Origin of the sequence: Carboxylicivirga sediminis (assembly GCF_018156225.1) — a bacterium.
Taxonomy (GTDB): Bacteria; Bacteroidota; Bacteroidia; order Bacteroidales; family Marinilabiliaceae; genus Carboxylicivirga; species Carboxylicivirga sediminis.
This window is the reverse complement of sequence record NZ_JAGTAR010000011.1, coordinates 135853-149239: the sequence shown is the minus strand read 5'-3', so window position 1 is coordinate 149239 and position 13387 is coordinate 135853. Positions and strand designations below refer to the sequence as shown.

The 13387-nt window shown below is 43.4% G+C and carries 7 protein-coding genes; 1 reads left to right on the top strand and 6 read right to left on the bottom strand.

The window, feature by feature from the left end:
* Positions 1-298 precede the first annotated feature (298 nt).
* Complete coding sequence (locus tag KDU71_RS09190; protein WP_212189943.1) at positions 299-898, top strand: Dna2/Cas4 domain-containing protein; 600 nt, start codon at positions 299-301, stop codon at positions 896-898.
* Between the two features lie 55 nt (positions 899-953).
* Here the strand turns inward: KDU71_RS09190 and KDU71_RS09185 are convergent, their stop codons facing one another.
* The 6 genes from KDU71_RS09185 to KDU71_RS09160 form a co-directional block, all read right to left on the bottom strand.
* Entirely contained in the window at positions 954-1541 is a 588-nt protein-coding gene (locus KDU71_RS09185) for a hypothetical protein (protein WP_212189941.1), read from the bottom strand.
* Positions 1542-1545: 4 nt separating this feature from the next.
* Positions 1546-1767 carry a hypothetical protein gene (locus tag KDU71_RS09180; protein WP_212189940.1) on the bottom strand — a complete coding sequence of 74 codons (222 nt, stop codon included), beginning with the start codon at positions 1765-1767 and terminating at the stop codon, positions 1546-1548.
* A gap of 212 nt (positions 1768-1979) precedes the next feature.
* Positions 1980-2456: a hypothetical protein gene (locus KDU71_RS09175; RefSeq protein WP_212189933.1), complete on the bottom strand. Its 477-nt coding sequence runs from the start codon at positions 2454-2456 to the stop codon at positions 1980-1982.
* Positions 2457-2591: 135 nt separating this feature from the next.
* Positions 2592-5441 (bottom strand): ligand-binding sensor domain-containing protein, encoded by a 2850-nt coding sequence (locus KDU71_RS09170; protein WP_212189932.1) that lies wholly within the window; start codon positions 5439-5441, stop codon positions 2592-2594.
* A gap of 217 nt (positions 5442-5658) precedes the next feature.
* Positions 5659-10425: a glycosyl hydrolase gene (locus KDU71_RS09165; protein WP_212189930.1), complete on the bottom strand. Its 4767-nt coding sequence runs from the start codon at positions 10423-10425 to the stop codon at positions 5659-5661.
* 180 nt (positions 10426-10605) lie between these two features.
* Entirely contained in the window at positions 10606-13311 is a 2706-nt protein-coding gene (locus KDU71_RS09160; protein ID WP_212189928.1) for a family 16 glycosylhydrolase, read from the bottom strand.
* Positions 13312-13387: the final 76 nt, after the last annotated feature.

Below are 13387 nucleotides of genomic sequence, written 5' to 3'. Positions count from 1 at the left end.
ACTCAATTAGTTGATATACGGGATTCCGCATCAGCAACGATATTGGGGCACCCGCTTTTTGAATGGAGGAAGAAAATATTTGGTACCAAGCCGGGCATCTTTAAATATTTTCCCGAAATGAAAAAATAGCGGGTCAATGAGTGATGCAGCGGCGGCATTTTTTGTTTCGTTTTTGCTGCTGCAGGCAAAAATGAAAGGACATGGAAGCATCAATCACTATAAGCGATAAGCTGGCAGTTATTCGCTTTTTAATTAGATAAAGACACTACTTTTGCAGCTGATACTATAACAGCACACTATGTATTCTTTCGATTATACCAATCAAAACCACATCCTGTTTCTATCATTAGCGCTGATTATCATCGCTCTGTCCTACCTCATTATCAGGCATAAGGTCAAAACCTATTTACAGGAACGTAAAGTGCGTAAACGCTTTGAGCGTGGTAATAAGCTGGAGCTGCAGGCCAAAAGTTTCCTGAAAAGTAAAGGCTATACCATTGTTGATTACCAGAGTACCTACCAGCACAAATACCTGGAGGATGGCGAGGTACAATACGCCGATATACAGCCCGACTACATTGTGAAGAAGAACGGTAAGCAATACATTGTGGAGGTTAAAAGCGGCAGCCAGGCCATCAGTGCCCGCAACAAAAGTACCCGCCGTCAGTTGCTCGAATATGACTATGTGGTGGAGAACGATGGGGTGTTTCTATTGGATATGGAGAACCGCCAGCTAAAACTCGTTCAGTTTAAATCCAAGATGGAAAGGCGCTCGGGCCGACTGCTAAAAGCAGTTATTATTTTCGCCCTCATCGGTTTGGCTATTCCCTACTGGCAGGTTCAAGCAGCTATTGGCTTGATATTGCTCATTGTGTTTTTTGCGGAGAGGCGGTTTTAAAAAATAATCGCCGGACTTAACAAACCCGGCGATATCACTGACTTACTACAAGTCATTACTTCCTTTCCAGTTCCTCCTGCTTCCTCAGTATTTCTTCTTTATACTGCTCTGCTTCCTCTCGTCTTTTCTCCACCTCTTCCATGGCACGCTCTCGTTCCTCACCAGCTCTTTCCAGCTGCTCTTTCACCTTCTTCATTTCTTCTTCGGCCATCTTCAGCTGTTTCTTTCCTTTTTTATAATCCTCTTCGGAAATACTACCTTCTTCTTTGGCTTTTTCCAGTTTTTCTTCCGAGCGTTTTATCTTTTCATCCGCCTCTTTTACCTTGGCTTTGCCATGTTCAATGGAGCTATCCAGCTCTTTCTGTTTCTGCTCCTGCTTCGCACGCGCTTCGGCAGCGCGTTGCTGACCAAACTCTTTACCCTTCAATTCGCCTTTATCTTTTCCATAGGCATTCCCTTTTTGAAGCTTTTCTTCTTTTTCTTCTTTCTCCTCTTTCAGTTCCTGCTCCGCCTTCTCTTTGGCCTGTTTTTCTACTTTTTCCTTTTTGGCTTTTTCCTTGCCCTTACCCTGCTGTGCCTGTATCGGTTGAGCCACTAATGCCAAACCGAATACTAATGCTAAATTCAATATTAATATCTTCATAATACTATTCTAATTCGTTTAATGCTTCATCCAGTTTCTCGATTGAGCTTTCAAGCTCCGCTGCCACACTATCGATGCGCTCTACCGACTCGCTTACATTTTCATAGGGTGGTACAACGGTTTCTGTTGGCACTTCTTGGGTAGTTTTTTGTTCCTTACTGGCTTTCGGTTTACAACTTACCAGGAGTAATGTAAACACAAATACCAGGGCGATAAAATTTTTCATGCTAGTATGAGTTTTGAGTTAATAACTATTTGACTTGTTATGTAACAACTTAGGGCTAATGATGTTTCGACGGTAATCATTGCATTAACATCGTAAAAAATCCTACCGGCGCCACAGAGTCATCACCTCATGTGTGACCCTCATTGCCAATAGGATTGACCATTCAATTTTGTACAAACACAAAGGACTGTTTAAAGCCCCTTTGTAGCTTATTAATCAGCCCTGCTTAATGTTAGGATAAGATCATCCGATCGTAATATGACTTCATCTGACGCGAAGCTTCTGACCTGCCATCGCTGATTTAAGATGATAAGTTCGTTCATCGCGAAAGCCAGTGACAAAAAAAGATCCTCTTCTCTGTCTTTTTCTCTATCCAGATAATCATATTCCGGATCATCATAATTGGGAACAGCAGCACCATCATACAACAATCGATATGAACCATTCCCGGTATAGTCCTCACCTTTTAGAGCATTTACAATACTACCATCTTCAAAAGCCAGCTGCACCTCCGGATGTTGAAGTGCTTGCTTCGTCAACGAATGCTGAAAACTTACCTGCCAGCTTCCTTTTGTTAATGTCTCTAATAAGATGTCCCTGTCTCTCAGTACGTCTGAATCAGATGAACAACTGACCAGGCAACTGATGCATAATGCAAACACTAAGGTTATTATCCCTATCCTTTTCATAGTATGAAGTTTTTAGGAAAGATAGAGCGCTAATCTTGCCTTAAGATTAGGAGAATATTAGGTATGTATTAAAAAACTGTTTAGGTTTTATCCTTCGGTTAATTTTGGCGAATTAATCCCTCATATTACTGGAAGCTATCGGCTCATTAACCAATCAGTCAGGTTGACTGACGAGTCTAATCCCAGCCGCTTACGCACCCGGTACCTGGCATTCTCAACACCGCGAACAGACATATTAAGCAGTTGTGCAATTTCCTTGCTGCTCAGGTTCATCTTTAGATAAGCACAAATCTTCAAGTCATGCGGTGTCAAAGCTGAAAATTCTTCCTTTAGTTTCCTGATGTAATTGTTGTGGGCCAAATCAAAGCGCAGTTCAAAATCATCCCAATCATCATCAGAAATCTCACTCTCTATAAAACCCAGCAAATCGCTTAGTTTTTGCTCCACCTGTTTGGTGGCATCCTCTTTGATGGTGATGATGCGAGCCTGTAAATCAATCAGCTTCTCATTTTTACATATCGTTTTCATGGCAATAGCGGCCAGCTCCTTGTTTTTACTTTCGAGTTCATTTCTTAGCTTTTCCTCCTGATAGGCCGCCTGCTCTATTTTGCGTATACGTTCTTGTTTTTCAATATAGCGCTGTTTCTCAACCCCGGCCCGCCTGTCTCTTACTCTGATAGCCAGATAGAATATGAATATAAAAAGCATAAAATACCCTGCATAGGCATATACAGTGCGATACCAGGGGGGCAAAATGCTAAAGCGATAGATGATATCGTCGGTTTCGGCACCATAAATATTGATGGCCTTCAAACGAAACTGGTAATCACCTTCTTTCAGGTTTGTATACTCCTTGTATCGGATATCTTCCCAGTCAGACCAGTCGTTGTCATACCCTTGCAGGTAATATTTAAACCGGATGTTTTTAGTGTTTTCATAATAAGCGGCAGAGAAACTAAAGGTCAGGCTATTGTTTTTAACTTCCTTATACAACAGCTTTATGTCCTGACCGATGAGTGTATCGCACAGAAATTTGATATTATCTTCATAAAGTACATCTTCGCCACCCGAGGTCTTCACCGCACGCAATAAACACTTAAAATTGGCCGGCTTATATACATCTGTTGCCGCATCATAAACGATAACACCATCTTTAGTACCAATGTATGCCTTTTGGTTACCTGAGAAATAAATATTTTCAAATCCCGGGATGTAATATTCATTTAACTTATTAAAGGGATTGGTTACAACCGTTCGGCTGCCGTCGGCGTGCTTTTCAATAATACCTGATTTATCGCCCGATATAAACCATACATCACCTTTGGGATCTTCCTTAACTAAACGCCCCTGCCCATACCCCAGCAATTCTGTCAGTTCCATATTCATTATCATTGAATCAGCTGATGCATCATAGTTATAGAATCCAACCTGTGTGCCAAACACCAACTCTTGATTAAGCTTAAAAACGGTGTTAAACATGTGCGATGGCAATCCTTTTGAATAGTCATAAAATGATAGCTGCTCAACCTCGTTTAACGAACTATTCAGCACCAGTCTGTAAATGCCGCGGTAGCCATGAGCCACCCATATCTCCCCATTGTCACCTATCTCTAAAACTCTGCTTGATTCGTTAAACCCCCTGATCTTGTGAACGAAGTGCAAACGCTCACCTTCTTTTCTAAACAAAGCAAGGCCTTGATAAGTGCCCCCGATAAGATAGTCCGGATGCTGCGGTAAAGCTCTGATAAGCCAGCACCCCTCTCCTCCATAAATCGGAATAAGCTCACCATTATGCAGTTGCGAAAATCCATTGGCATGGGCTAATACGACAATATCTCCTAATTTATTCAGGCTCCAGTTAATATCAATGCTACCCTTAACTCTCTCAAATGAATGGTTAGCTCCTTGTTCTATCGACTGCCTAAGCAAACCATCATGAGTGGCGTAGTACATATCACCTTCATATTCAACAATCGAATAAACACCTGTTGGCTCTTCGGTGCTGGGTTTCATATGGTACAAAGGAGTTGATAATTCAACCATATCAATCCCCGTTTTGTGCGTTACCCACAGGTTATTATGAATATCGGTATATAAGCCCCGAATCGTATTATTTTGAAGACCTTGCGCTTTAGTCAATTGTGTTTTTACAAAGCCATCTTTACTCAGAATATAAACACCTGCTTTATGGGTGCCAATAACAAAATCGCCATTTTTACGCACATGACCTGTCGACAGGCCAGTGCTTTTGAAATCAATCTGTGGCTCTGTTTCAAACGGCTTTAACTCATGATTAGTATAAACAAATAGGCCGCCAGCTAGTGTGCCAACTAACAGATCCTCTTCATTCATTGGCAGAATAAACCTCAACTCTTCATTGCTTAATGGCTCTGATCCTGGCAGCCTTTCAAAATCATCACCTCTTTTTCTGTGCAAGCCAAATTCATCGTGCAAAAGTACCTCATCCCTGACCTTGAAAAGGCCTTTAATCTGATGACCGGTATTTATCACATCAATTTTTTCACCATCAAAGCGATAGATGGCCCGCCATGTATGGAAGTACACTTCATGGTTGTGCAGCACAATGTTCCACACATCATTGAAGTCACGGTATTCTGCTGGCACTAAATCAAGCAGCGAATGAAAAACCACCCCATTTTCTTGTTGGTAATCGATGTATCCAAAGTCGCCCTGCGCACCGGCGTATATGCGATTGCTTTTGGTAATGGCCAGTGATTTAATATTGGAGTGGTTCGACACTGCCGTAACAATGTTCCAGTTACTACCATCAAACTCCAAAATGCCATATTCATTGGCAAAGTACATGATCCCCCTGTTATCCTGGATAATACCATAATTAACGGTGGAAACCTTTAAATCCTTCTCCGAATAATTAGTGACAAAAGGAATTCCACCAGAGAGGCTTTGCCCTGCCAATGAGAACATGCTTCCAAAGACCAATATCAGAGAGATGATTCCTTTCATACGCTATGAACGATTTACAAGTTAATTGATGCGTTTCATTGTCAATGATTATTCTACTTAAAGACGATCAGGTTTTTGCTAATGCTCTAAAAATATAAAAATATAACAGAAGCCCACAGGTTTAGCTCCATGGACTTCTGATATACGCCTGCTTTAACCAAAGGGTAGCCTGCGCTTTGCTAAATTCTGTTCAATTGCTACGAAGGCATATAAAGGCTTATTCTTTAATAATCTTATAAGACTGTCCGTTAATAATAAAAAAGTAAATACCTGCAGGATAAGCTCCCATATGGTATTGACAGGTTTTGCCAATCACACTAATGACATCCAGCGCATTGCCTTTCATATCAAACACTTTAATCACAGAATGATCATCCGGCAGTTCTAGATTCAACCATGCATTCACAGGGTTAGGATAAGGCGCTCTCAATACACCTGGATTTGTCTCTATGCCAGTGGCCACACAATTGTCTCCTACCGTGTAGGAGAATATCTTTGTAACAGACATACCACCGGCGTATGCAAATTTACAGGCTAACTGAAGAACAGCACCCGGGGTTTGATTGCTCAATGTGGTGGTAAACACCCCATTACTATTCGACATAGCAGATTCTGCAAAGCCATTAGTGTAGTTCCATAAATAGGCCACCTGCCCATCCTTATCATCCAATAATTCAAAACTGACTGTCACATCGGTGCCTGAAGTAGAGAAAGCATAGTTATAGCCCACCTCAAATGTGCCTTGCGAAGCCTCTACTTCGGTGCCCGAACAGGCGTCATTGGTACTTTCTGAGGTCGTGGCATTTAACACAACAGGACTATTGGCAGCAACATTGCCCGCATTATCGGCTGCAACAATCGAAAAGTTATATGCTGTGCTGGCACTTAAACCAGTCACATCATAGCTTAGTTCAACACCCGATTCAGCCGTGGCCTGCTTAGTCTGGCCATTGTAACTAATTTGATAAATCACGCCTCCGGAGTTATCGCTGGCCTGTAAAAGTAATTCAACACTCGACTGAGTGATGGTTCCAACAGCGGCAGTAAAGTTAGTTGGCTCTTCAAAGTCCGGTTCGCAGTTATCACCAACCATGTAAGATACATATTCAGTGACTGCCAGGCCGCCTGCAAAGGCAAATTTGACGGCCACGGTCAAGGTAGAGCCCTGAGCCTGACTGCCCAAAACGGTTGAGAATTTACGCCCATCCACATGATTCATACTGGTTTCAGAAAATGGATCCTGTGTCCATAAGTAAGCAATCGTTCCAATTTTATCGTCCAGCAGCTCGCAAGTAATATACACATCGCTGCCAACCGTTTCAAAAACAAACTGATAGCCAACATCAAAGGCACCCTGCTGAGCCTCCACCGAGTTGATGGTGCATGAACGTACTTCGGCAAAGGAAACATTTACGGTTTGTGACTCAGCCATAGCACCTCCATCATCAATGGCCTTGGCCGTGAGGGCATAATCACCTGCTGCGCCTGTCCATTGAATTATATAAGGAGCTGTATCATCCGACACAATTAAATTACCATTCTGATAAAACTCCACCCGTTGAATGGAGCCATCCAGATCGCTCGCACTGGCCGTAATAGTAATTTCATCACCATCCCTGTAGGTGGCACCTTCCTCAGGAGCCGTCAAGGTTACATTTGGTGCTATGTTGGCTGTACTGCTCACTATCACTAACACTTCATCAATTGATGTGCGCATATCTTCATTACTCACTTCCAGTCTGAAGCGATAAACACCCTCCTGTAAACCACTGATAACAGGTTGTGCCAAGGTATTATCATCGTATGTCACCACCGATGGTCCATAGAGCTGTGTCCATTGATAGCTCAGCGTCTGTCCGCTCGATTCGCTGCTGGCTGTGGCATCCAGCGTAGCTGTTGACAAGGGCCAAAGCACTTTAATGTCAGCACCTGCCGAAGCTAATGGATAAGAATAGGGAATATCACCTGTACGACTAAAGGTCATTTGTCCCAGGTTAAATTCCCCTGCCGCAAACTCCAGTCGTAAAATATGCTCACCTTCTGGCAAGGCCAGATCAGCCACGCTTTTAGTGGCCCACACATCCCATGATGTAGTAGACGTGGAGGGTACACTAATGTTGGAAGCCACAGTTTGACCATCCACCAGTACTGAAAAAGGTCCTCCTCCGGCCGCATTGCCTGAAGCATAACGGAAACTCATGGAATACAGTCCTGATTGAGAAACATTCACGGTATATTCAGTCCATTCACCACCTGCAATCCAGCCAATAGTTTTGCCTTCGGTATTATCCGAAACAGCATCCACATCTTCATCCATCCGGTAATCACCGGCATTACCTGGTGAAAGATCAAGATAGGCGATGTTATTTGCCTTTCCCCCTTCAAACTTATCGTAGTTACCAGGCTCAATGATGCCCGGCAGTTCAAATGCTGCCCCCAGGTAAGGCACTTGCTCGCCCACCTGCACATCAATGGTATTACTCACCACAAAGTTTTCATACACATAAACCTTAGCATATAAACCATGCATCCCAAGTGTCAGGTTCTCCGCTTTGCAGGTATATGGCGCAACCGTTTTTGAAGCTAACAAACTATTGCCATCATAAAACTCTACTTTGGTGATGCCTGTACCAGTGGCTTCAAGCAATAAATTAACACTACCATTGGCATAAGCCCTGGTAAAGTCAGCACTCAATACACCTGACGCATCAATATCTTTACTGGTGGCCATGGCATTGGCCGGCACATCCAGTTCGTAGCCATCCGAAAAAGTAACCGTTAAAGGACTACTGGTGTAGTTATGGGCCACGTAAGTCATGTCACCACCATTATCAAAGGCCACAGCAATGGGGTAATCGGCCGTAACACCACTATTCACCTGACCCATGGCACTCATATTATGTAACCAGTGATAGGTTTGCGCATCGGATACTCCAAATTTAAGGTTGCGATCAGGATAAGAATTATACAAAGCGATGGCTCCCTCCGGATCAATAAAGGACTGGTATTCCCACATCACATCATGCCACAGATTTGGGTTTTCCTCATTGTTCATGATGCCTGTATTGGCTTTTATTTCGTTCCATAACTTTTCTACATAGGCAGTATTGTGTCCCAGATATAACGAACCGCCATGAATAGGGTACATCTCAATGCCATAGGATGCTGCAATATCGGATGTCCAGAAAGTGCCGTTGTCGTATGAGTTACCCCACACCCTTGAGACCAGGCTATAGGGTTGATCCTGCTTGAAATTGCGCTCATACATATCAAACCAGTATTCTTCAATAGCGGTTTGTTCGGTGGTATAAAGGTAGATACCTAAATCACGTATTTCATCATTACCGGTGATGCTTCCCCAGTGGATTAAAGATGAGTTAAACTGCATACTCTCTGAAGTAGACTCCTGATCGTTACCCTGCGGGAAGCTTGCAAAACCATTGGCCCAGCAATGCCCGGCATAAGGACTGAAGTTACGCAGGAAAGGAAATTTATCATCATCCCGGTTCTGTGATGCTGCATCTCTAACCAATAGGTTAATCATATCTCCCCATTGCGCTGCCCACCCAGGCTCAAACTGCTCCATAAAAGCCGCTGCATGGATAAAATACCCCCAATGAAAATGGTGGTCGTTGATATTGGTATCCTGACCATGACCTGCCGGATAGCCCAACATGGCTGACCATGTATTATTGTAGTAGAATAAAAAGGCCACTTCACCCGACTGATAGCTTAACCAGTCTTCCAAACGTTCTTTAACGGTGGCCACCATTTTGTCACGCGCTTCTGTCATGCCCATCTGATCGGCTATGCGAGCCGTCTGAATCAAACGGTTCATAACCTGCCCCTCGTTGTAGGAATCAGTCCAGGTTGCCAGCTGGTCATTTTCAATTAGCTTAATTTTAGCGGTCAGTTCAGCAGGACTAAAACCCTGGCTGTAATTGGCCAGATAAGGCAGAGTGGGTAAAATGCCCTGATAGGTATTCTCCACGCTGAAGGTATTACCGGCCAGTGTTTTTAGCTCTCCTCTTACCGAAGGATAACTGTCGCCTGAAGGCTGCGGTGAATCACTAGCCAGGTTAGCCCATTGATGAGGTAGTAAACCCAAAAGCATATTGCTTGCACTGCCCTCTTTTACCTCGGTGGTCACCGTAAAATCAGTTCGCAATACTGATGTTGTTTCGTTATACGACCATGAGGTAGTGGTGCCTGTTGGGAAAACATAGGCATAAGCTTTATAGGCAGTCGCAGTGCTTGCCGCATCAGTTGTAGTCAAAGGCAGCATGGCCATCGACCAGTAATCTTGTCCATTTAAAGTTGAAGTATATGTATTGCCATTTTGTGTCCATGTGCTTCCTGTTGGTGCATAAGCAACAAAATCAGCACCACTGGCGGCATTGGTTATCAGCAGCATTTCATCGGATATGGCTGCCGTACCGGCATTAACAGTTATCTCAGCCACATCACTGCTGCCCTTAGTGAAATACAAAAATGGCATGCCAATACCTGCAGTGGCATTAAAATTATGTGAACCATCATTCCAATCCATCGTCACGGTCCAATCGGAATAATCAGACACAGTGGCTTGAGCTGCATTTAATGATTCAACACCCACCACAATAGGCTCCTGATCACCATAAACACCCCATGGAATATAACTGACAACCAATCCATCGGTTCTACTCTGTAAACCCAATGGGTAATTGTACATATTGGCGGTATGATTTTCTTTAATTAGTCTTGACCACCAGTCGTTCGTTGGCACGGGTTTACCCACTGCATTACCACTTAGTTGGGGCGAACCAGCAGGATAGCCGTTACGTCCGGCCGCATCCACTCCGGGAAATGAGGTTGTATAACTGCCACTGCCCACATTCACTGTTTGCGCCTTACCCTCAACAATAACCAAAAGGAGCATTGTTAACACAATAAGCAGCAAGAAAGAAAGTCCTTTATATACCTTTTTCAGGTGTTTTATTTCCATGTGATTTAACGATTATCCAAAATATGATGCAACAGCAGGCCTGGTTAATAGTAACGCCATCCGGCCATTCCATCTATTTTGAGTGAATTAATACACTACTTATCTGGGTACATGCCCCCAACAAGTAGTAATAATGGTGGTTTGGTTAGTCATTGTTTTATTGATGGCTACTGGCTGTGATTAGTTTTTCACCACCTTTTTGATAATTACCTGCTCATTGGTGAGTTTAATGACAGCAATGTAAACGCCCGGTGCCAAGTGTGCGACAGGCATTATTGATTGTGCACTACCCACATTTGCTTTAGACCCACAGAGTTTGCCCATCTGATTAAATAACTCAATAGAAGCAATGTCTGATTGGGCCTTACAAATCAGCTCACTGACACAAGGATTAGGCATTACACTTACTTCAGTATTTATAGCTGAGGAAATGCCGGTAGCCCCATCAACAGCCGGATTTGAAGGCTGAGCAGCCCCAACCGTTAATATCACATCATCAATCGCTATATCACTTATTTCCGAACCCCCAAGCATAAAAATATTGCCACAGGCAAACAGCTGTAGTCCCTGAGCTGTTAATTCAGACATGGGTATTAAAATGCGGTGCCATTGACCATCCCGAGAAAAATTGTAGGCTGAAGCCGCATTAAAGGTAATACGCCCCTCACTGCCAGCTGCTCCCTGCATTCCCACCCAAAAATCGGCTGAACTGCTTGTTTTTAATGAGAAGGACAGATAACCGTTCTCAAAATGACTTAAATCCAAAGCGTTATCTGAAAATACACCAAAGCCATACCATCCCACATTGTTGCTGGTAAAATACAGGTGCTCCGAACCATCGTATGCCGAACCACCATTTAGAGCCGACAATGTATTGTCCCATATATAGATATGTCCATCAACATCATCAATTAAGAACTTATTGTTGATATCAGGATTCTCAGAGTAGATACCATAATAATCTGTCACAATGGTATATTCATCATCTTCAATCAGGCTGGCATTCCTGTCCGGATTAAGAGCTGTATTTTCGGCATCTGCAGCGATGGCTGAAAAATAGATATCATCCACCAACACATCAGTAATATATGGCTCGCCGCCCAGCATAAATACGTTGCCACAAGCCGACAAGTTCAGGCCCTGGGCTACCAGATCACTAACCGGAATGGTTATCCGGTGCCATTGGCCATCTCTTGTAAATCCATATGGATCTGAGCCATTATTAAAAGCTACCCGTGCCTCAGTATTATTAGCGCCGCCTACCCCAATCCAGAAATTATCGGTCGATGAGCTTCGCAATGCCAGTTTCAGGTACCCGTTACTAAATTGTTCCAAATCAATACCTGCATCTGATGTAAGGCTATATCCAAACCAGGTATTGGTAGCCGGCGATGAAAATGCCAACACATCAGTTCCATCATAGGCAGGTGCCGCCTCAATGGCCTGCATGGTATTGTTCCACACATATAAATGACCGGAAATATCATCAATGATAAAACCCTCGGTAATGGAAGGATTATTGGTAAAAATGCCAAATAACTCAAAGTTAGCTGTCAAGTTTGACAATATAACTTTATCAATAGAGAGATACGCATCGGCCGAAGGTGTACCTTTCAGCAACAATACATCATCAATTTGAGTAAGATCCAGGCCCGCAAAGGCCGTAAAAGGGATGACTACTCTCGACCATGAGCCATCTCTGCTGCAGTTATAGTCCGATGAGGCGCTTAAAGTAACCATGCTCTCAGCACCGGTGGCATCACCCAGTCCAATCTGAATATCTGAACCGGAATTAGTTTTCAGATATACATCCAGGCTGCCGCTATTTTTTATTTCTGATAAGTTCTTAACTGCTTCGGAGAAAACTGACACCGAATAAGCCTGACCATTTACCAGGTTATACGATAACACGTCCGTGCCTTCCTTGGCTGTTTCGCCTGCCCTTTCGGTTGTCCCGGTCGTTGACAGGGTGGCATCAAAATTAAAATCAAGATAGTTTTCGCAGTTGGTATCGTCAACATACACTCCCAGGTTACCATATAGAGGTGCAGCACCTTCTATTTCACCTTCACCTGTTTTCTGATATACTCTGATATAATCAACGAACATTTCAGCAGGCAATTGAGCAGTTATACCTGCCTGGTCATAGATATCCGGAAACATCCCACCAACGGCGAGGTTTAAAATAATGTACATTGAGTAATCGCGAAACTCTTCAGCATCAGCTCCATCAACATTCATCGAATAATAAGGAGTGGAGCTACCATCGAGGTACATGCTGATGTTGGTTGGTGTCCATTCCATGGCGAAAGTGTGGAAATCAGTATTCAGGCCTGTTGGTGCTTCGGCTGTTGTGCCATAACCAGCATAATTACCGGCATGCTGCCAATGCAAAGCACCACCAAACAGGGTGTTTTGTTTGTTAGCCGCAATACCATCGGCATGCCCGGCTTCCATAATATCAATTTCACCACATGCCGGCCATACATTCGTTGAATTACCTAATAACCAAAAGGCTGGCCACAGGCCGTTGGCCATATCCGGCAGTTTCAATCTGGCCTCTATTCTACCATAGCGAAACGCAAACTTTCCGCCAGTATTAATGCGACCCGAAGTAAATTGATAGCCATTATATGCTTCTCGCCTGGCTGTTATAATCAAACAATTATTTCCATTGCCGTCGTCACCTACGCTTACATTGTCAGCCTTGTAATGCTGCAACTCCTGGTTGGCTTCGGTGTTCCATACGCCTACTTGCTGTTCAATATTCCATACTGATGGATTTAAACTGTTGCCATCGAAATTCTCTTCCCACACCAACTGGTACCCTTGCGCCCAGATGGCCAATGGTAAACTAAATAATATAACTAATACTAAATTCTTCATTCTTTTCAATCCTTATTTCCCCTTGTTATTAAAAGCAGCTCACCAGCTCAAACTATTGGACGGTCGGTCTGAACTG

Excerpts from the sequence above, each read along its gene's own strand:
- KDU71_RS09190 (WP_212189943.1), top strand. The coding sequence starts at position 299 with ATGTATTCTTTCGATTATACCAATCAAAACCACATCCTGTTTCTATCA.
- KDU71_RS09185 (WP_212189941.1), bottom strand. The coding sequence starts at position 1,541 with ATGAAGATATTAATATTGAATTTAGCATTAGTATTCGGTTTGGCATTA.
- KDU71_RS09180 (WP_212189940.1), bottom strand. The coding sequence starts at position 1,767 with ATGAAAAATTTTATCGCCCTGGTATTTGTGTTTACATTACTCCTGGTA.
- KDU71_RS09175 (WP_212189933.1), bottom strand. The coding sequence starts at position 2,456 with ATGAAAAGGATAGGGATAATAACCTTAGTGTTTGCATTATGCATCAGT.
- KDU71_RS09170 (WP_212189932.1), bottom strand. The coding sequence starts at position 5,441 with ATGAAAGGAATCATCTCTCTGATATTGGTCTTTGGAAGCATGTTCTCA.
- KDU71_RS09165 (WP_212189930.1), bottom strand. The coding sequence starts at position 10,425 with ATGGAAATAAAACACCTGAAAAAGGTATATAAAGGACTTTCTTTCTTG.
- KDU71_RS09160 (WP_212189928.1), bottom strand. The coding sequence starts at position 13,311 with ATGAAGAATTTAGTATTAGTTATATTATTTAGTTTACCATTGGCCATC.